The organism is Ornithinibacillus bavariensis (genome assembly GCF_018333235.1).
Lineage (GTDB): Bacteria > Bacillota > Bacilli > Bacillales > Amphibacillaceae > Ornithinibacillus > Ornithinibacillus bavariensis.
This window is the reverse complement of record NZ_BORP01000005.1, coordinates 259,429-280,622: the sequence shown is the minus strand read 5'-3', so window position 1 is coordinate 280,622 and position 21,194 is coordinate 259,429. Positions and strand designations below refer to the sequence as shown.

Sequence of the window (21,194 nt, the reverse complement as noted above, 5' to 3'; positions counted from 1 at the left end):
CTATTACTACTTAAGAGAGAGTATGAGGATTATGAGAAAAAGACATTTATTTTATAAAACGTTGATAATATTGGTTAGCTTTATAGGTGCATTATGTTTGTCCTTGGCTCTTGGTGCAGCTGACATTAGCTTGAAATCTATTTGGTTATCCCTTACGACAAATGGTTCATCCGAGACCGCTAATATGTTGCATGAGATACGTATTCCACGTGTTATCGGGGCTATGTTTGTTGGTGCAGCTCTATCAGTAGCTGGAGCTATTATGCAAGGATTGACGAGAAATCCACTTGCTGATCCTGGCCTCTTAGGTTTAACTGCAGGGGCAAACCTTGCCTTAGCTATAGGGCTGGCATTTTTTCCTGCATTAAATTACTTTTCTATGATGGTTGCTTGTTTTATTGGTGCAGGTTTAGGTGCTGGGTTAGTATTTGGGATAGGTGCGACGAAGAGAGCTGGATTTTCTCCATTCCGAATTGTGCTTGCAGGTGCTGCCATAACAGCATTTCTGACCGCTATAGCAGATGCGATTGGCATTTATTTTAAACTTTCTAAAGATATTTCAATGTGGACTGCTGGTGGACTGATTGGAACAACATGGAGCCAACTACAAATTATTGTCCCTATTATTCTAGTAGGGGTTATTGTAGCTACACTTTTTTCACGCCAGCTTACGATACTAAGCTTACACGAGGAAGTAGCAATTGGATTAGGGCAAAATATCATGAAAGTAAAGGTGATTCTTTTCATCTTAATTATTGTATTAACTGGATCAGCGGTCGCCTTAGCGGGAAATATGGTTTTTCTTGGACTAATGATTCCCCATATTGTTCGAGCAATAGTGGGAACAGACTATCGAGTTATTCTACCTATTTCTGCAATAACTGGAGCGGGATTTATGATGCTTGCAGACCTGATGGGTCGTACTATCCATGCACCTTATGAGACCCCAGTCGCAGCTATTGTAGCATTTTTAGGTCTTCCTTTCTTCTTAATCGTCGTACATAAAGGGGGCAAAGCATTCTCATGATTCATCCAACTATCATTAGAAAACAACGGATTATGATTGCGCTGCTTCTGCTTTCCATGATAGTCCTTGCTATCATTACAATGGGGGTAGGTTATTCCTCTGTGTCCTTTGATAGAATTCTTCCAACTTTTTTTGGTCAAGGGACCTTTAAGGAGCATTTTGTACTGTTTGAGGTTCGATTACCTAGAATTTTAATTACGATTCTAGCAGGGATGGGTCTAGCTATTTCAGGTGCAATTTTGCAAGGGATCACAAGGAATGATTTAGCCGACCCAGGGATTATCGGAATTAATGCTGGGGCAGGACTAGCTGTTGCTGTTTGCTTTCTATTTTTACCGTTAGAACCAGGTAATTTCGTTTTTCTTATCCCTATTTTCGGTTTTCTTGGCGCATTTATAACTTCGATTCTGATTTATGTTCTTTCATATAAAAAGGGTAGAGGATTTCAACCAATTCGATTAGTGCTAATTGGGATAGCCTTTTCCATGGCACTATCAGGTGCAATGATTATCATTATTTCTGGTGCCGAACATGCTAAGGTAGATTTTATTGCTCAATGGCTTGCAGGTAATATTTGGGGCACAGATTGGCCATTTATCGTAGCTTTACTGCCATGGATTATTATCTTGATTCCATGGACTTTTTTTAAAGCGAATCAGTTGAACCTGCTTTCCCTAAATGAGCCGGTTGCTATTGGAGTTGGAATCTCCATTGAAAAACAACGATTCATATTACTAATCATAGCCATAGCTTTAGCAGCGACAACGGTATCGGTAACAGGTGGAATTGCTTTTATTGGGCTACTGGCTCCTCATATTGCTAAAGCATTAGTTGGCCCACGTGCTCAACTTTATCTTCCTATTACTGCTCTTCTAGGTGGGGTATTACTCCTACTAGCTGACACCATTGGTAGAAATATAATGGATACAATGATTCCAGCAGGCATTATGACTGCGATAATTGGTGCTCCTTATTTTATCTATTTATTGATTAAGAGAGCATAGCATAGATGGACATTGCTTGAAAATGCTATACGTTCATCTATTGTTAGGAAATGGTTCACATGATGTTGAAGCTTGGTGACTTGAAATTCAGGTACATACATGGTGAGATCCATCAAAAAAAGTAATTGTTATAAGTTTGGAATTCTAGCTCAAACTTTATAACAAAAAATAGCAGATTGAGAAACTACTCCAATCTGCTATTTTACATATACATTACGCTATATTATGAATTTAAATTGCTTCAGTTTGATGTGAATTTAACTCTTCTTTTCGTTTTTTAGCATACTCAGCAGTCGCTGTAAATAAGACATCTGTAGAGGAGTTAAGTGCAGTCTCACAGGAGTCCTGTAATACGCCAATAATAAAACCTACTGAAACCACTTGCATCGCTACATCATTAGATATACCAAATAAACTACAAGCTAGCGGTATAAGTAATAGCGAGCCGCCAGCAACCCCAGATGCACCTGCAGCGGATATGGCAGAAAGGACGATAAGGATAACTGCTGTAAATAAATCTACTTCAATATTCAGTGTGTGAGCAGCGGCTAGGGTAAGAACAGAAATCGTAATCGCTGCACCAGCCATATTGATGGTGCCTCCTAAAGGAATAGAGATAGAGTAAGTATTTCTATCTAAATTTAATTTTTCACATAACCTCATATTTACGGGAATATTTGCAGCAGAACTACGAGTGAAGAATGCAGTTATACCACTTTCTCTTAGGCAAGTAAATACTAATGGATATGGATTTCTACGAATATTTACATAAACAATTAATGGATTTACAACTAAGGCTACAAAAAGCATACATCCAAGGAGAACTAAAAGTAGCCTTCCATAGTATACTAGAGTTGAAAGTCCACTCGTTACAATAGCATCAAAGACAAGACCCATAATTCCGATTGGTGCTAAATTGATGACCCACTTTACTAATAACGATATCGCATTAGAGAAATTTTCCAACACATTTTTTGTCGTTTCCTTTGCACTCCTTAATGCAATTCCAAGTAAAATTGCCCATGTTAAGATACCGATATAATTTGCGTTCATTAGGGCATTTACTGGATTGTCGACAATATTATAAAGTAGTTTTTCTAAAACCTCTACAATACCACTTGGTGGAGTTAGATCTTCTGCTCCTGTGGTAAGAGATAATGAAACTGGGAAAACAAAGCTTGCAACAACTCCTACAAGTCCCGCTAGAATAGTCCCAATTGCATATAAGAAAATAATGGACTTCATATTTGTTTTATTTCCCTTTTTATGATTAGAGATGGCATGGATGACTAGGAAAAATACTAAAATTGGTGCAATTGCCTTTAATGCACCTACGAATAAATCACCAAAAATAGAAATCCATTTTGCACCATTAGGTAGTGTTAGAGCTAAAATAATTCCAATTGCTAAACCTAAAAGAATTCGCTTTACAATGCTTATTTGATTCCATTTTCGTAATCCATTTTTCATGTTAATCCCCTCCGTCGATCATATTATTTAAAAACCAAACTACTTAGAAATTATAGTGTGTTAGTTAATCACATCCCTCACTTTCTAATACTATATTTATATAAATAAAAAAACATACTAATCCCTATAAAAGGGACGAGTATGTTTAACCCGTGGTTCCACCCAACTTCCCATACGTAACGACATATGGCTTCAATGCATTAACGTAGCATAACGGTATTAGATACTATATTCCCTAATACAGCTCCAAGGTGGTAAATTATTTTCCTTTGTTTAGGAAGTTCTCAGCTAATCTTCCCTCTCTGTGAAATAAGAAAAATAATTCATGTCCTTTTCATCGCTTTTAACATATAAAAAAACACACTAATCCCTATAAAAGGGACGAGTGTGTTAACCCGTGGTTCCACCCAACTTCCCATAAGTAATAACTTATGGCTCCAATGCATTAACGCAGCATAACGGTATTAGATACTATATTCCCTAATACAGCTCCAAGGTGGTAAGCTACTTCTTATGTTTAGGAAGATTCCAGCAAATTCTTCCCTCTCTGTAAACTGAAAAAGTAACCCATGTCCTCTTCATTGCCTTTTAAAAAGTTAAATGATTAAGTAAATTATTATTTATGATATATCATCTGGTTCGATATTTCAATAGTATTTCTTGTTATTTTAAAAGATAAAGAGAATGGGGCTACCAACAATGTTATAAACTATTGTTGGTAGCCCCATTATTAGTTATGAAGTAAGAAGCTTATGCCTGGATATTATTCCCTTGCTAGACTTCCTTCATTTCCACCGTCCAACTTTTCAGCAGCTTCACCGCTAACATCAACACGCTTAATGAAGAATACTAAAATCAAAGCAACAATATTCACGATAACCGCAATAAAGAAGGAATACTGGATTCCTGCTAATAATGCTTTATGACCCATTACAGCAACGGATTCTTCAGTTAGAGTAGTAGGATCTACGTTAGCCATTAAACTTTCACCTTTTGAGGTAGCAACATTACTCATGATCGTTACAAATATCGCTGTACCAATCGAACCAGAAACCTGTTGGGCAGTGTTGTTAACTGCAGTTCCATGTGGGTTTAATCGTGTTGGTAACTGATTTAATCCATTTGTCATAATAGGCATCATTACCATGGACATACCAAACATCCGAAGCGTATATACCGAAATGATATAGGTATAGCTAGAATCAATTTGTAGTTCGGATAGCATATATGTCGAAATAGCTGTAATGGTAAGTCCAATGATACCTAACATCTTTGGTCCAAATTTATCAAATAATTTACCAGTAATCGGTGACATGATACCCATCACAACTGCACCTGGTAACATCATTAATCCAGAATCAAGTGGTGAAATTCCACGTACATCCTGTACATATGCAGGTGTTAAAATCATTCCAGAAAACATTGCCATTGCATTAACAACGGAAATGATAGAAGCTAATGCAAACATAGGATATTTATAAACACGTAAATCTAATAGTGGCTTTTCAATTACTAATTGACGAACAATGAATAAAGCTAGTGCAATTGCACCAACAATTAATGTTGTTAAAACGATAGGATCAGTCCAGCCATCTGAGCTTACAGAACTTACACCGTATAATAAGCCACCGAATCCGATGGTAGATAGAATTACAGATAAATAATCAATGGTTGCATTTTTGAATCTATCCATGACATTTTCAGCTTTCCAAATAGCCAAAATAAGCGAAATAACCGCAAGCGGTAAGATCATTTCGAAAAGAAAACGCCAATCATAATATTGTACAATATAACCAGATAAGGTTGGTCCAATGGCAGGTGCTGTAATCATAACTAATCCAAACACACCCATTGCAGCACCACGTTTTTCACGTGGGAAGCTAACCAGCATAATGTTCATTAATAATGGTCCCATGACAGAAGAACCTGCTGCCTGGATCATACGTCCAATTAATAAGATGGCAAAGTTTGGCGCGATTGCAGACATGGCTGTCCCAATTGTAAAAATCGCCATTGACGTAATAAACAATTGCCTGTTTGTAAAGCGTACAATTAAAAATGCGGATGCCGGAACTAGCACTCCGCTTACCAACATATAACCAGTCGCAAGCCACTGAACGGTTGTATATTCTACCTTTAAGTCAGTCATGATTGTCGGTAGCGCGACGTTTAGTAATGAGTTATTTAAAAAAGATACAAATGCTCCTACAAATAAAACAACTAACATAATATATGGAGGTTTTTTTTGTTCATTTAAAGTTGCATTCATTCCATATCCCCCTCTATAATTTAATATCACCTAAAAGATTTTAAACTATGTGTATAATAAAATCAATGATTTTATACTTGAAGTATAAACGATTGATATTTTAGAGGAACAATTTTATACTTTTCCAAAAGGGGTAGTGTATTAGGAGGACTTATGAATAAGCGGAAAAGACATGTAGCTGATGTTGCATTTAAATTATTTGTCGATAAGGGTATTCAACAAACTTCTATTCAGGATATCATTGATCATGCGAAAATATCAAAGGGAACTTTTTATAATTATTTTGCAACGAAGAACGATTGTATTGTAGAAATCCTAGAAGATGTACGTTACGATATGAGCCAATTACGAAAAGAATTAGAGCTCGGGAAAGACAAAGAAGATCGTAAAGTTTTAATTGAACAAATTTCCATTGTTAATCGTTTGAATGAAGAGAGAAATATTAATGAGCTATTTGAGAAAATTTTAAGTTCAAACGATCCTGAATTGAAAAAGTACGTCTTTCAGCATCGAATATATGAAGCAGAATGGATTTCGGAACGAATTGTTGAAGTATACGGTGAACAGATTAGGCCTTTTGCCTTTGAAGCCGCTATTCTGTTCCTTGGAATGCTTTATACCATTCTTCTAGTTATGAGAATTTCTAATTCTACTCGTTCATTGGATGAGGTTGTTAGTGTATTATTTTCCTATATTGAAAAAATTATTCCGCAAATGATGGAAAAGAAATCGCAGCTATTAAATTATTCTGCGCTTGATTTTCTACGCTCCAAGATTGAGGATAAAGTAGTTACATTAGAAGAAATCTTGGCGTTGGCAGATGATATTGGAAAACAGGAAGAGTTTACAATAGAGCAAAAGGATTTTTTTGATACAATATTAACAGAGCTACAAAGAGATAGAATTCGTAAAAGTGTTGTTCAAGCACTATTGAATCCGTTAAAGGAATCCTTCGAGCAGTCACCCATGAAAACACAAATAGACGCTTTAACCTATATGGTTTGGTATTATATAAAGTTGAGATAAAAGAAGCTTCCCAGTCTGATAATAGTAGTGATTGGGAAGCTTTTTCTAATAGTTTGGAATACTTTTGCTTTAACACTAAAACAGATGAATGCCGTGTAACCTATTTGTTCTGCTAATTACCTTTTTAATATATAAATAAACAAAACACTAGTATATTAATAGCAATCACCCTTTGAAACCTTTTACCAAAGCATTGCGTATATATAGTATGATTTAATTTCGTTAGGTGGTGTAGAAATGGGAATTTTGAAGCGGGTACGGACCATTTTGGCTAGTAATATTCATGCAAGAATAAGTGATGCAGAGGATCCGGAACATATTGTTAATCAATCATTAAGGGAAATAGAGCGAGATTTAAGAGAAGCGAAGGCGGAATATGATGCCATTGAAGCAAATTGCAAACGGGTTAAAAGAGAATTAGATCAATGTATTTCTGAGATGGAAAAGATGGAACGCTATGCGGTTAAAGCATTAGAATCCGGTGACGAGGGAAAAGCAAGGAATTTTTTAGAAGAGAAATTAAATTTTAAGTCGCGGTCACAGGAACTAAAAGCACAATATGAGGTAGCGGCAGTTCATGTAGAACAAATGAAGTTGGTACAAGAAAAGCTCCGACAGGATTTTACTGAGCTTTCTGAACGTCGGGACATTCTAGTTGGTCGTCTGACAGAAGCTAAGAGCAAGCAGCGGATGAATGAGCTCGGCCCATCTCAATCAAACGTTCGTTTAACAGCCTTTGATCAATTAGAGGAAAAGGCAGAACGGGCGCTAGCAGAGGCGGAAGCAATTGAACAACTAAAAAGAGGATTAGATGATGATATAGAAAGAATTTCATCAAAATAAGATAACAGTGTTCATATAAATAAGGAAATAGATGATATGAAAAGGATAAAAAAATAAAATATTGTAAGCAGAAGGAGTGAAATTATGCTCATTCATTATAAATGCCCAAACTGTGGCGATGACATGGCATTTGATAGTGCTTCAGGTAAATTAACGTGTCAGAGCTGTGGAAGAAATGATTCCGTAGAGGACTTTTCTGAAGAATTTATTTCAACCAGATTTTCAGATGATGAAGCAAAAGAATATGTATGTAATAATTGTGGGGCTGCTGTTATAACGGATGCAGATACTTCTGCTACTTCCTGCAGCTTTTGTGGAGCTGCAGTAGTCCTGGCTGACCGCGTATCTGGTAATCTTGCGCCTGATAAAGTGATTCCATTTAAAATTAGCAAGGAGGAAGCCATTCAAGCATTTAAGAAATGGTGTAAAAATGGTAGGCTAACACCAAAAGGCTTTATGTCAGCAGATCGAATAAAAGGGATCACGGGAATATATGTCCCATTCTGGCTTTATGATTTGCATAGTGTCGCTGATGTCACAGCGAAGGCAACGAAGGTAAGCTCCTATACACGAGGAGATTATATCTATACGGAAACAAAATATTATGATGTACGTCGAAAAATAGACTTGACCTTTAATAAAGTTCCAGTTGATGCTTCTGAGAAAATGAATGATGAATTAATGGATAAATTAGAGCCATATGATTATAGTAGTTTAAAAGACTTTAAAACACCCTATTTAGCGGGATATTTAGCAGAAAAGTATAATTACAATAATAAGGACTTATTCCCACGAGTTAAATCAAAGGTTAGTAGCTATATTGATAAGTATATTCAATCTACCATTGGTGGTTATTCGTCCGTACAATACATAGAAAAAAACGTAGACACGAATGAGACGAAAGCCCATTATGTCCTTCTGCCTGTATGGATGGTTTATTATGATTATGACAAGCAGGAACACACCTTTGCTATGAATGGGGTTAATGGCAAAGTAGTTGGAAGGCCTCCTTTAAGCTTTGCGAAAGTATCAGCTTGGTTTGGCGGTATTGCAGCTGCTACCTTTGTTGCAGCAAAATTAATTACCGTTATGGTTGGGGGGGATATCTGGTGAAAAAACGGGTATTATTTTTAACTAGTATTCTTTCTCTTGTATTTATATTTGGATTCCTTACCTCAGCCTTTGCAGAAGAAAATAAACAACGAGTATATGATTATGCTAATCTATTATCAGAGGATGAAATAGCAGAATTAGAGGACCTAGCGCTCAAGCATGGGAAAGAGCATGAAATGGATTTTATCATTGTGACTACACCAGATGCCGATGGGCGAGATATTCAACCATATATAGAGGACTTTTATGATGACATGGCATTCGGCTTTGATAAGCCTCATGGAAATACTGCCATCGTAGCTTTAAATATGGCAAAAAGAGATGTTATGATATTCGGTTTTTATAAAGGTGAAAAATATATCAATGATAAGCGTGCAGATTTAATTAGACAAAAGATTACCCCCTACTTATCAGGTGGAAATTACTATGAGGCGTTTTCCTTGTTCATTGAAACAGGATCTGAATATATGGGTTACATGCCTTTTGTTAATCCAGATAGCTTTCTATTAAAAACGTGGTTTCATATTTTACTAGCGATAGGGGTAGCTGGACTAGTAGTTGGATCCATGGCATATAACTCTGGTGGGAAAGTAACAGTTAATGAAAGAACCTATACAGGTGATTTTAAAGTATTAGAGCGTAAGGATGTTTATTTAACGAAAAGTGTTACAAAACGTAGAAAGCCTCAAAATAATAATAGAAGCGGTGGAGGAGGAGGAATTACCAGTGGGGGACACTCCTACAGCGGGAGTCGAGGAAAATTTTAATAGGTTACACCGAAATGATAGAATGAAAGGAAGTTGCACATGGCTTTTTTCAAAAATCAATTTGCAGATGTTATCGAATGGGATGAGTTTCGTGATGATATGATTTTCTGGAAATGGAGAAATAGCGAAATAAAAAAGGGAAGTCGTTTAATCATTCGCCCTGGTCAGGATGCTATTTTTCTATACAATGGAAAAATTGAAGGAATCTTCAAAGATGAAGGTGATTATAATATTGAATCCGAAATTATTCCATTTCTATCCACTTTAAAAGGATTTAAGTTTGGATTTAATAGTGGTCTTCGTGTTGAGGTTCTATTCGTTAATACGAAAATCTTTAACGTGAAGTGGGGGACAAAAAATGCGATTAATATCCCTGCTCCACAGTTAAATCTACCTGGAGGGCTACCAATTCGAGCAAATGGAACCTTCGAATTTAAGGTTAATGATTATATTGGGCTAATCGATAATATTGCAGGGATTAAGGATCGCTATTTAGTTGATGATGTGAAGATTCGGATTACCTCTATCCTGGATCAATTACTAATGAAGTGGATAACGAAAGAGGGTAAGGATCTTTTTAATCTACAGGTAAATGCTTTAGAAATATCTAATGGAATTCGTGAAGATTTAGATATGCAAATTCTTGAGATGGGAATGACCATGACGGGATTCAATGTATCAAGCTTTAACTATCCTCAGGAAATCCAGGATATGGTTAAAAAGGCAGCTTCACAAGGAATGATTGGTGATCTATCACGCTACCAGCAGGTTTCCATTACAGATGCGATGGCTTCAGGAAAATTACAGGGTTCTGGTACAGCAACAGATATGGCTGGAATGATGATGGGGATGACGATGGCCGGTGAAGTGATGAAGAATATGAATCAGAGCCTAAATCAAAATAATTCACAAAATCAAAGTGAGCCGATACCATCACAAGGAAATTCAACAAATAACATCCCAAATTTCTGTCCAAATTGTGGTCAGAAGACGCAAGGAGCTAACTTTTGCTCTAATTGTGGTCAGAAGTTGATTTAACATAGTCTTAATCTAATTAAGATATTAAAGGAAAAGTAAATATTAAATTTGACTGGAGTGATTTTATTTGCTCCAGTCTTTTTAATTTTATGTCCATTCTTCAAGAATACCCATGGAACAATAGGAACTGTTTACCGTACTTAGGCATATTATTTATTAATTCTAAAATGTCCTAACTGAAGCTTGCTTTTTCAGAAGGAAGTATGAAGAGTAATAGCTCAAATTCTCTTTGGTAATACCTTAATTTTTAAAAATATGGTAAAAATAGGCCTCTGGCTAATACAACAACCTGCTATGACACATATAGATATATGGAAAATATAATAGGAGGTTAGAAAATGAATAAGGACTTGTTACTCTCTTTTATGGATAAGGTTGTTAAAATTGATAGAGGTGGACCTGAATCACGTGTCGGTAAAGTGTTAGCAGTAGAAGACGATTATTTAGCGGTGTTAACCGAAAATGATGGTGTCATTTACTATAATACACAGCATATAAAAAGCTTAACAAGCAATGCTAAGCAGGGATTTGGCTTTGAACTAGAAGTTCCAGAGGATTTTGAATACCTTTGTGCTAATAAGTTCCAAGAAATTTTGAACAACTTAAAACACCGTTGGATACAGGTAAACCGTGGAGGTCCTGAAATGCTAGAAGGTGTACTAGAAGAAGTTTCCGATCACTATATTGTTGTAGTTTCCGGAGAAGAAGTTGTACGTGTATCAACTTTCCATCTTCGCAATATAAGCTATGGCGCAAAAGTTGAAAAGCCAAATGCAAATGAAGAACAAAACCAAAATCAAAACCAAAACCAAAACCAAAATCAAAATGCTCAGAAAAACAATAAGAGTAAACGAAGCAATAATTCACAAAAGACGCAAGAAAAACAAGCAGATAGGAAAGAAGAAAAACAGCCAGAAAAGGCAGAAGAAAAAACCGAGTAGTATTTATTGTATTGTTATTGTTGTTTGCTTTAGGGGAAAAGGGGGATTCTATATGACTTACTCTACTCTAGGTAAAGTCCTTCATAGTTTAAAAGGAACCAATATTGGATTGTTTCTTAAGAATGATAATTATATAGAAGGTGTTTTATTAGATGTTAATGAGGATTATCTAATTATAGCTATTTTAGATAAAATCCATTATTTAACCATCAATCATATAATAGCACTTTCTAAAAACTCCAGGGACTATGATTTAAAAGGTGATCGGTCAACATATTTGCATGCATGGTCCTTAGATAGCGTTTTGGAGGCACTAAAATATAGCTGGGTAACCATCAATATTTTATCTGGAAAGGGTACCTCAGGAGTACTAACAGATATCCTCAGTAATTATATTGTTTTGGTAAATAATAGTAAACAGTTATATTTTCAAAAATCCTGTATTTCCGACATTTATGAAGGTGAACATCCTGAAATGAAGCAGGATGTTCAAGCAGATAAAGCCGAAGAGGATCCCCCTTCAGATTCCCCAAAAGAAGTATTAGATAAAGCTCCCACAAGGGAACAAGCTGATAATCTTAGGTCTATTTCCCATACTTCTATCATAGAGGAAGAAACAGAGAAAGAAGAAATTGAGCAAACGTCTACCATGGAGGAAGAAACAGAACAAGCAGAAATGAATGATCGAACTTCTGTCATAAAAGAAGAAGCGGAAGAAGCAGAAATGAATGATCGAATTTCTGTCATAGAAGAAGAAACGGAAGAAGTCGAAATGGATGACCGATCCTCTGTCATAGAAGAAGAAACGGAAGAAGTCGAAGTGGATGACCGATCTTCTATCATAGAGGAAGAAACAGAGAAAGCAGAAATAAATGATCAAGCTTCTGTCATAGAAAAAATGGAAGAAGTAGAAGTGAATAACCAAGCCTCTGTCGTAGAGGAAGAAACGGAAGAAGTCGAAGTGAATGACCAAGCCTCTATCATAGAGAAAGGTACAGAAGAAGCAGAAGTAAATGAGCATGCACCTGAGAAAGAAACGGAAGAAGCAGAAATAAATGAACAATCACCTGTCAAAGAGGAAAAAATAGAAGGAGAAGGGCATCAATCTGTTATAGAAGATATAGTAGATATTGACGTAGAAGTCCAAGCCCCCGTTAAAAAGAAAGCACGGAAAAGAACTAAAGCGAAGAATCAAGTGTCAATTACAGAGGAGGACTCTGAAGTAATAGATCAAGTACTATATAATGAAGGAGCTAACGAGGAGACCCGTTTTACGGAAGCTGCAATGGGAACAGATTTGCAAATGCCAGAAATAAAAATGCAAAAACAGAATAAAAAAGAATGGAAAAAAAACAGCTTCCAATCTTATAGAGTGGTTCACATAAATAAGAGAAATAAAGTAAAAATGGAGAAACCAAGATTCAAGCTACAAAAGAACAATAATCCTAAAGAGTTAAGGGCGAGTATGAATAATACTGAGGTAAAATCACTTCTTAATATGCAAAAAAATATCTATTCTTCATCTGAAGAACCTGAGCAGCTCGATGAGGAAACTCAACGTCCTTTATCATCTGAAATGAAAGAAGTATTAAAAGCACAGTATCATGCATTAATTAGACATGCTGAAAAAATGCTTCAAAAATTAAATAAAGAAGATATATAAAAGTGGTGAACAGTTTTACTTCTATCAAAATCCTTTACCCTTTATTTTTTATTGCTTTTTACTAGAAATCCACATAAAACATCTCCAGAATTATTACATTTATACGATAAACCCATGGACACTTCAATTTTGGTGCAAATAGAGTACTTATTACATTTTACTGTAAGGAGCTTCACCTAATTATAAGTATGTAGAAATAATAATCAGGATTAGTATTTTAAGACATAAATTTCCTTGTAATTGCAATAATGATCTAGAAGTTCTATGAAATTAAATTTTTTATGAAAATGAAAATATGGTAGGTAAGAGACTTGTGGAGTGAGTACATTCTACTAGGATTAACTCGTTTCAATAAACCTTTACAGTAGACGTAGGTGATAGAGCTTTTTTTGATTGGGGGTGAAAGTATGAAAACAATATTGCAAGGACTGTTGAACGAACCATGTGTAGTAGAGATTTCTGGTAAAAAGCTAGTTAATGGAAAAATTATTGATATTGGGACAGATACATTGGTTTTGTTCAACGGAAATGACTATGTATACATTCCGATTGTGCATATCCAAAATATTAGAGCAGTAGAAGATAGTTCGAATGAAATCTCCTATCCTTTAAATTCAACAGATTTAACTAGTATTCTATCTTTAGAAGAAACAGACTGGTCTTTACGTAAGGTTCTTACAGAAGCAAAAGGTATATTTGTAGAAATCTATGTGACCGCAAATCAACCATTACATGGATATATAACAAGTATAATGAATAATTACTTTGTTTTCCATTCACCGATATATAAAACGATGTATATAACATTAAATCATCTTAAATGGTTGATTCCATATTCTCAAGATCAACGACCATATGGATTAGATATGCATAATTTCCCCGTTCAGCCAACAAACCCTAAGCTTGCAAGAACCTTTGAGGTTCAAATTGAAAAGTTTTTAGATGATGTTGTCGTTTTAAATATTGGAGAAAAGAATTATCATATTGGAAGAATAATTGAAATTTCAGGACCGATAGTAAAAATTCAAAGTGCACGATCAAAACCATTGTTTATCAATATGCATCATATAAAAACATTGCATCAAGTTTAAGTAGATTTGTGACTATCTAATTGTAGAGAAAGAAGCTTACTTCTGTCTCTACATATTTTTTGTTAGTATTATTTTGCTAGGAAGAATCTCTTTATTAGATTAATGTCGACCAAATACTTCCTTAATTGGCCCTGAAACAAATACTGTTAAGACAGTTTTTATTTAGATATAGACGTTGTATCGAAAATAAATGAATGTGTTTTAGTGGTTTTCTGCCTTAAAATGCTTAAAGCCAGCTTCTGTTAAAAAACATAAATGAAGCCTTTCGTAATGGATGAAAGGCTTTTTGAATTGCTCTTTTCAGCACACACTACATAATTCAATCCTAGTAAATCTTGAAACTGTAGTATATCAAAAGAAATGGATTCATCAGGAAAAAGGAGCACGATATATAGAGGACGTCCTGTTGTACATCCCTTCTTAAAAAGCATGAAGCGTTAAATTAATAAATGTGCTAGTCGATCACTTCAAACCACACATTTGTTTTATCAGTTGGATCACCATTATAGTTAACGGTGATTTCTTCTCCTTTTCTTATTTTCCTCAATGAATAAAAGTCAATGGCATTTTCACTTAGATTAACAATAAATTTTGCGTTAGGTGTATAAGAATGATTATACAAAGACCCGTACCCTAATGCGATAGCGGGGTTTTTCCTCTTTTTCCCCCAATTAAAGAAGTAGTCACTTAGCATTGTCTTCTTAATGTATTTCCGTTCAGACTTTGGTAAAGCAATGACAGGTGCAGATTCTATCAGATCTCCTTCTTCAAAATCGCACAATGCAAAAACACCTCTTCCATATTTTCCTGTATCTTGGACGGAAATCTTTTGCAATAATATTCCTCCTCTCGCGTGTCCATACCAAGTCGTATAGTTAATCAAGTTCGCTAAAATGTTGCTTTAAATAATTACTTCTATCTAGAATAAATTGACATATGATTTCTGGTTCATTTTTGAATTTATCTATTTTTCTTTTTTTATAGGGATCATTCATTACATGGGGGAGAAGTTGTTGATGTAGGGCGGTGATTTTGTTCTCCATATAGTCCACAGTAAATTTTGTTTCAAGCACTTCTTCCAATCTCTCTTTATATTGCTTTCTAAATTCTTGAACTTGCAAGATACGATAGCAGAGGTAGTTACCTTTTTTTCCTTGAATTGGTACGTAGTCACAATTCATTATTCCCCCATCTACTTTTCTTCCCCATGTAGCATCATAATCCCAAGGAATTACCTCATAGAGTCCAGTATGTGTGTTTTGATAAAGTGCGTAGTTATGTGTAAACCCATCATTATTCATAGTACATACCGCACCAATCATCCAATGAATGTATTTATTGATGTTCACAAAACCCGGAATAGTCTTAGAAAACTCCATGTCAGAAGTAGTATTGATAATATCAATTAGCTTCCTAAGTGCTTCATCATCTTCTTTGTTTCCGATTTTTTGTCTATAACCGGAAATCCTGGATCTCTTTTTACGACCATCTCTGGTATAAGAGAAGTTGGCATTATTATTAACTGCATAATAAATGGGACCTATTGGGAGATCCCGATTTGTTAGAAATAAGTCATCCACAGATTCTAATACTAAATAAACACCTTTAGGAACATCATTTCTAATTAAGTTGACGTGGTAGCTTTTAGGTGATAAGACGCCAAGGTCATAAAAAAAATCTAGAGAAAGCTTATTTCGAAAAAGAGAGGGGTCTCTATATTCAGCATTTAAATGGATTTCCCTTCCTCCATTAAACATATCAGGCTCAATAAATTCTATGAAATAAGATCTCTTACGAAAAGGTCTTGTATAAGATCCTCTATACGAAATATCAATATCGTAGATGGATTTATCGATAATCAAGTTTGCCGGTAAAGGTAAGTCGTTCCAAATATCACTCCTTAACTCTTCCAAATCCTCTTCCTTCATATTAATATAAAAATTTGGTATTTGGATCTCCACAATAACATCACCTCTTCATTAAAAAATTATAGGAAAGAGGAGTTATAGTACCCCTCCAATCCTAATTAATGTTTAGAATTAACTAGTGCTGTTTCTTCGACGTTTCCTTCTACTGCTATAGCTTGATGTACTAGATGTTGATGTTTTTGTGGTGGTAGAACCTGTGGATGAGGTACCAGTACTACTACTACCAGATCCACCTTTGCCTTTTCCTTTTCCGCCAGAAGAACTCGTGCTAGTCGTACCAGTAGTGGAGGTAGAAGACTTGGACTTACTCGTGCTTGAAGAAGAGGAATGGGTGCTGCTACTACCGGATCCACCTTTGCCTTTTCCTTTTCCGCCGGAAGAACTTGTGCTAGTCGTACCAGTAGTGGAGGTAGAAGAATTGGACTTACTCGTGCTTGAAGAAGAGGAATGGGTGCTGCTACTACCAGATCCACCTTTGCCTTTTCCTTTTCCGCCGGAAGAACTTGTGCTAGTCGTACCAGTAGTGGAGGTAGAAGACTTGGACTTACTCGTGCTTGAAGAAGAGGAATGGGTGCTGCTATTACTAGATCCACCTTTTCCTTTTCCGCCAGAAGAACTTGTGCTAGTCGTACCAGTAGTGGAGGTAGAAGACTTAGACTTACTAGTGCTTGAAGAAGAATGGGTACTACTACCAGATTCACCTTTTCCTTTTCCGCCAGAAGAACTCGTGCTTGTCGTATCAGTAGTGGAACATGAAGAATGTGAGCTGGTGTCGCTCGAATTTTTAGTTTCTTCGCCTACTTTATTTGCATCAAAATGATTATCAGACATGAAATCGCCTCTTTTCATACAATTTGTTATATCATATGTGATGTTAGTTTAACTGGTACGGCTATTTCATTAAATATTAGAGCCAAAAAGCCCTGAATTTTACGAAATCATCCTAAAAAGTGATTTAATGAATTGGCTATTAATTAATTACGATTATTTTGAAGGATGGATAGAAGATTTAATTATTTATTCATAAAGCTTGATACGATGTTTAGTGATTGGAGAAACGCAGGGACAGTTCGCTGGGAACTCTTTTTTGAACCCAGAAATGAATGTCGAGATTAATGAATATGAAAGGTTAACCTTTTAATAGATTTATTTTAAGGATTTCTAGAACGAAGGTGGGACATACTTCTTAGTAATGATGTGATTCTACATATTTAACTAAGTGGGTATGCCCAGTCCAAGTTCGAATTTAATCATATTCATATTACGAAGATATTTCTTTCTGTCTATTTTAGACTAGTGAAGGATATGTTATGGGGCAAAGGCATTTGCCTCTTTTTTTTATTTTTTTTCATTTAAAATTCTCCTTTGAAAAAGCTTCAGTTTATTCTACCCTTCTAAACATTTATTTTTTACTGTTGTCTTCATGTGAAAAGCATTTGTACCCAGTAATATAAAAGGAATAACGTTACGAAAGTAGTTAAAGGGATTACAATCATTGATAGACTCAAATAGTCCTTCCATTTAATTCTGATTTTGTGTTGTTTAAGAATGGACATCCAGATTAGGGATGCTAATGTTCCTATTGGTAATAGTAGTGAACCAATGTCGCTTCCGATAATATTCGCTAGGTATATCGTCTTTAACGTGATAGAATTCAGTCCCATTTCTGTTAAAGTGATTGTTCCAATCATTAGTGCAGGGTGGTTATTAAAGAGGTTGGAAAGGATGGAAACCAAACCTCCCATGATAAAACTCGCATTAAATAATCCTTGATTTACGATAGGTTCACATAGATTTACTAGCATATTGGTCAAACCTACATTATGGAGTCCATAGATTATAACGTACATTGAAAAGGCAAAAATGAAAATGTGGTAGGGGATTTTTTTTACAATATCGATAGGCGTTATTCTTAGATAATACCATCTCCATATTAGTAATATTACTGACCCTAGAACTGCTATCAAACTAATTGGAATGGATAAAAAGGAGGCTACAAACAATAGACATCGGATAAGAAAGACGAATAGTAGTATCTTTAGCATAAATCTCGTCCGTTTACGTTTTGTTTCAAGCGAGATGGTTACTCCTTTAAGGGGATGAAATTGTTTGTCGAAGAAACTTTCTTCTATTCCATTTGCAGTGACCTTTATTTTTCTTGGTAACTTTTTTCTTAAAAGAATAAACATAAGCAGGGACATAAACAGTAGACCTAATGTTGCCGGTATAAACATCATAGCAGTATGCATGTAAAGGGTCATATCGACTATTTTTAGTGCAATTAGATTAACGATATTACTTACTCCTATCGGGGCACTAGACGCTGTTGCAATAAGGCATCCACTTAACAAATATGGGATATACTCATGATGTTTTAGACGTAGGTTTCTAAGAAGCAAGATTAATATTGGTGTTGTAATCAGTATACTCCCGTCATTATTAAATAATAGAGTCATGGAGAAACAGAGTAGTTGGATGTACCAATAGAGTCGATACCCTGATCCCCTTGCCATATTAACAAGCCGCGCTGCTGCCCAATGGAAAAAACCGAAGCTTTCCAGTATAACTGCCATAACCACTGTTGCAATAATTGTTACGGAGGCGCCACCAATTTTATCGATAATATCTAGAAGATCTCTTTGAGATACAATCCCTATTAGTAAGATAATGACTGCCCCAGCTGAAGCCGGAATTGCTTCATTCATTCCCCCTGGCCTCCAGAAAATCATAGTCATGGTTAGAAGGAATACGAACGAGGTAAAGACTATTTCGAACATATATATATCACTCCTTTCATAGAACACACTAGAGCGTGAGGATCTATTGTCCCTACGTGTTCGTTTGCTTATATATATATTCGTCACGAAGTAGATGGTAATAGATAAGTATCTAGTTTCAGATAAATGTATGTTCGTCTCATAGAGAGAAATGTACTGGAAAGATAAGAAACTAGAGCGGTTACTATCTGAATTTGACTTATAGAGAGAAAAGTACTGGAAAGATAATAGACCAAAAATGATTGCAATAATAGATTTGACTTATAAAGAGAGAAGTCCTGGAAAGATAGTAAACTAGAATAATTACGATATAAATGTGACTTATAGAGAGAGTAGTACTGTTAAGATAGTAAACCAGATAAGTTATCAGCTGAGATTGGCATTTAGGGTAAATTGTGTAGAGGAGTTATCGAGGGTTGAGGTATTCTTATATCCATTCTGTTCGTTCCTTCAAAGCCTTTATCATCCCCAAATAATAAGGAGGACTAATTTATTTTTCCCGCTATCAATATTTTTGAAAAATGACAAAGGGAATTACGTTTTTAATTAAAAATGGAGAGGTTCCAACAAAAAGTGGTTCCAATCATCCTAAAATGAATGGAACCACTTTTCATTATTTTTGATTAGTTATGTTAAAGCCTCTTTCCTTCCTTTTCGTTCCACAACCGCATCCGCCTGCAACTCTTTTTGCGACAAGTTTCCTTGGCTGTGAACTTAATTTAACTAAAGGTTTAGCATTCAAGAATAATCACCCCTTTATAAAACGGTTAGCACTCTATAGACTAATGACTTTAATAAACGGTGGAAAATGATGTTGCCAAAATAATCCTTTTATATCAATGATTAATCCTTTATCTATGAAAAGTTTTTGAAAATCAATTTCCTTCCTATTTCGGTATTCTTGATGAGGAACCGCAAGGATAACGATAGATAAATCTTTGAGCTCTTCCCATTCGACAACTTTTAATTGATGGGGAAAATCCGTTGGCATTACATAAGGATCGTGAACATAAACATTTAGACCATAATCTGCAAGTGTTAAAGCAATTTCAACTGATTTAGAATTACGTATATCCGGAATATTTTCTTTAAATGTAAGACCGAGGATGCCAATATTAATCTGATTATCCCCATCTAGGTGTTCATCAATATAGCTTAAGACCGTATCAACAATGATAGTTGGAATGTGTTCATTTACCTTACGAGCTGTTTCAAGGAATTCCGGATGATATCCCTTTATCTTTGATTTATAAATGAAATAATATGGATCTACTCCTATACAATGTCCCCCTACTAGCCCTGGATAAAAAGGAGTAAAGTTCCACTTCGTCTTAGCAGCATCTAAAACGTCATACGTACTTATCCCCATTTGCTTGAATATTAGCGATAATTCGTTCATGAAAGCGATATTAATATCCCTTTGGGTATTTTCTACGAGTTTGGCGGCTTCTGCTACTTTAATAGAATTAACCTTATGCACTTCCGCATCGATTACTTTTTGATAAAGATGATATATTTTATCAAGGGTTTCCTTATTTTGTGCAGCTACTATCTTTTCCGTATTGAAGAAGGTATGGGTTTTGTCGCCGGGGTTAATCCTCTCCGGGGAATATCCAACAAAGAAATCCTCTCCACATGTAAGCCTTGAACTCTTCTCGAGTGTTGGAATACAGGTTTCTTCTGTAGCTCCGGGATAAACAGTAGATTCATAGACGATAATAGTTCCCCTTTTCATATTTTTTCCAATTGTTGTAGATGCAGCAATAAGATAAGACAAGTCAGGCTCCTTATTAGCATTCAACGGTGTCGGAACTGTTACGATAATGACATGACAAGAATTTAACTGTTTTTCATCCAGTGTAAAAGTTATGGAGGATTCCTTTAATAGCTTGCTAGAAACTTCTCTTGTGTTGTCAATATGATGTTGAAGAGAGTGTATTCTCTCTTTATTAACATCATATCCAATAACCTTAAACTTTCGCGAAAATCCCAGGGCAACAGGTAATCCTACGTAACCTAAACCCACAACCCCAATAATAAGATCATCTAGGAATCCGTTTATTTTTTCATTCATTATTCCTGTATTTGTTTTCATATTAAATAATCCTCTCTAATATTTAAGAGCTAATATTTTATATGAAATCGATTTATTGACTGTTCCAAGCAGTTGTTAAAAAAGGCATTGAAACTAGGGTGGAAGTTGATTTCTCCTGTTATTATCCAATATGCCGTTCCCT

General features: G+C 35.5%; 17 protein-coding genes and 2 other annotated features. Of the genes, 11 read left to right on the top strand and 6 right to left on the bottom strand.

The genetic code is table 11. From position 1 onward, the window contains the following. Positions 1–22 precede the first annotated feature (22 nt). Both KI338_RS13620 and KI338_RS13615 read left to right on the top strand, forming a co-directional pair. A complete protein-coding gene (locus KI338_RS13620) occupies positions 23–1,027 on the top strand; it encodes a FecCD family ABC transporter permease (protein WP_212921549.1) in 1,005 nt (334 codons plus the stop codon). After that, positions 1,024–2,031 carry a FecCD family ABC transporter permease gene (locus KI338_RS13615; RefSeq protein WP_212921548.1) on the top strand — a complete coding sequence of 336 codons (1,008 nt, stop codon included), beginning with the start codon at positions 1,024–1,026 and terminating at the stop codon, positions 2,029–2,031. The genes KI338_RS13620 and KI338_RS13615 overlap by 4 nt, the downstream gene beginning before the upstream one ends. Positions 2,032–2,262: 231 nt before the next feature. Here KI338_RS13615 and sstT read toward each other — a convergent pair whose 3' ends face one another. Both sstT and KI338_RS13605 read right to left on the bottom strand, forming a co-directional pair. Next, a complete protein-coding gene (gene sstT / locus KI338_RS13610) occupies positions 2,263–3,501 on the bottom strand; it encodes a serine/threonine transporter SstT (RefSeq protein WP_212921547.1) in 1,239 nt (412 codons plus the stop codon). A 128-nt stretch (positions 3,502–3,629) separates the two neighbouring features. Continuing rightward, positions 3,630–3,848, bottom strand: a binding site (T-box leader). Between the two features lie 27 nt (positions 3,849–3,875). After that, positions 3,876–4,092 (bottom strand) — a binding site (T-box leader). Between the two features lie 172 nt (positions 4,093–4,264). Continuing rightward, complete coding sequence (locus tag KI338_RS13605) at positions 4,265–5,770, bottom strand: DHA2 family efflux MFS transporter permease subunit (RefSeq protein ID WP_212921546.1); 1,506 nt, start codon at positions 5,768–5,770, stop codon at positions 4,265–4,267. A 153-nt stretch (positions 5,771–5,923) separates the two neighbouring features. Here KI338_RS13605 and KI338_RS13600 point away from each other — a divergent pair, with 153 nt between their 5' ends. The 8 genes from KI338_RS13600 (at position 5,924) to KI338_RS13565 (ending at position 14,252) form a co-directional block, all read left to right on the top strand. Then, positions 5,924–6,796, top strand: a complete 873-nt coding sequence (locus KI338_RS13600; protein WP_212921545.1) for a TetR/AcrR family transcriptional regulator — start codon at positions 5,924–5,926, stop codon at positions 6,794–6,796. 237 nt (positions 6,797–7,033) lie between these two features. After that, on the top strand, positions 7,034–7,639 hold the full coding sequence (locus KI338_RS13595) for a PspA/IM30 family protein (RefSeq protein ID WP_212921544.1): 606 nt from the start codon (positions 7,034–7,036) through the stop codon (positions 7,637–7,639). An 84-nt stretch (positions 7,640–7,723) separates the two neighbouring features. After that, positions 7,724–8,752, top strand: coding sequence for a TFIIB-type zinc ribbon-containing protein (locus KI338_RS13590; RefSeq protein ID WP_212921543.1), 1,029 nt, complete (start codon positions 7,724–7,726; stop codon positions 8,750–8,752). Continuing rightward, the gene (locus KI338_RS13585; RefSeq protein ID WP_244853612.1) at positions 8,749–9,519 is read left to right on the top strand and encodes a TPM domain-containing protein; all 771 of its coding nucleotides are present in this window, start codon (positions 8,749–8,751) and stop codon (positions 9,517–9,519) included. Before KI338_RS13590 ends, KI338_RS13585 begins: the two co-directional genes overlap by 4 nt. A gap of 39 nt (positions 9,520–9,558) precedes the next feature. Next, positions 9,559–10,557, top strand: a complete 999-nt coding sequence (locus KI338_RS13580; RefSeq protein WP_212921542.1) for an SPFH domain-containing protein — start codon at positions 9,559–9,561, stop codon at positions 10,555–10,557. Positions 10,558–10,895: 338 nt separating this feature from the next. Next, entirely contained in the window at positions 10,896–11,498 is a 603-nt protein-coding gene (locus KI338_RS13575) for a hypothetical protein (protein WP_212921541.1), read from the top strand. 52 nt (positions 11,499–11,550) lie between these two features. Then, positions 11,551–13,161, top strand: coding sequence for a hypothetical protein (locus KI338_RS13570; protein ID WP_212921540.1), 1,611 nt, complete (start codon positions 11,551–11,553; stop codon positions 13,159–13,161). A 407-nt stretch (positions 13,162–13,568) separates the two neighbouring features. After that, a complete protein-coding gene (locus KI338_RS13565) occupies positions 13,569–14,252 on the top strand; it encodes a YwrJ family protein (RefSeq protein ID WP_212921539.1) in 684 nt (227 codons plus the stop codon). A gap of 454 nt (positions 14,253–14,706) precedes the next feature. Here KI338_RS13565 and KI338_RS13560 read toward each other — a convergent pair whose 3' ends face one another. Then, entirely contained in the window at positions 14,707–15,087 is a 381-nt protein-coding gene (locus tag KI338_RS13560) for an SET domain-containing protein (protein WP_212921538.1), read from the bottom strand. Positions 15,088–15,127: 40 nt separating this feature from the next. Continuing rightward, the gene (locus tag KI338_RS13555; protein WP_212921537.1) at positions 15,128–16,180 is read right to left on the bottom strand and encodes a CotH kinase family protein; all 1,053 of its coding nucleotides are present in this window, start codon (positions 16,178–16,180) and stop codon (positions 15,128–15,130) included. A gap of 196 nt (positions 16,181–16,376) precedes the next feature. Here KI338_RS13555 and KI338_RS13550 point away from each other — a divergent pair, with 196 nt between their 5' ends. Continuing rightward, entirely contained in the window at positions 16,377–17,000 is a 624-nt protein-coding gene (locus tag KI338_RS13550) for a hypothetical protein (protein WP_212921536.1), read from the top strand. 601 nt (positions 17,001–17,601) lie between these two features. Here KI338_RS13550 and KI338_RS13545 read toward each other — a convergent pair. Together KI338_RS13545 and KI338_RS13540 are read right to left on the bottom strand one after the other, a co-directional pair. Continuing rightward, entirely contained in the window at positions 17,602–18,957 is a 1,356-nt protein-coding gene (locus KI338_RS13545) for an arsenic transporter (protein ID WP_212921535.1), read from the bottom strand. 775 nt (positions 18,958–19,732) lie between these two features. Further along, positions 19,733–21,052 carry a nucleotide sugar dehydrogenase gene (locus KI338_RS13540; protein WP_244853610.1) on the bottom strand — a complete coding sequence of 440 codons (1,320 nt, stop codon included), beginning with the start codon at positions 21,050–21,052 and terminating at the stop codon, positions 19,733–19,735. Between the last annotated feature and the right edge of the window lie 142 nt (positions 21,053–21,194).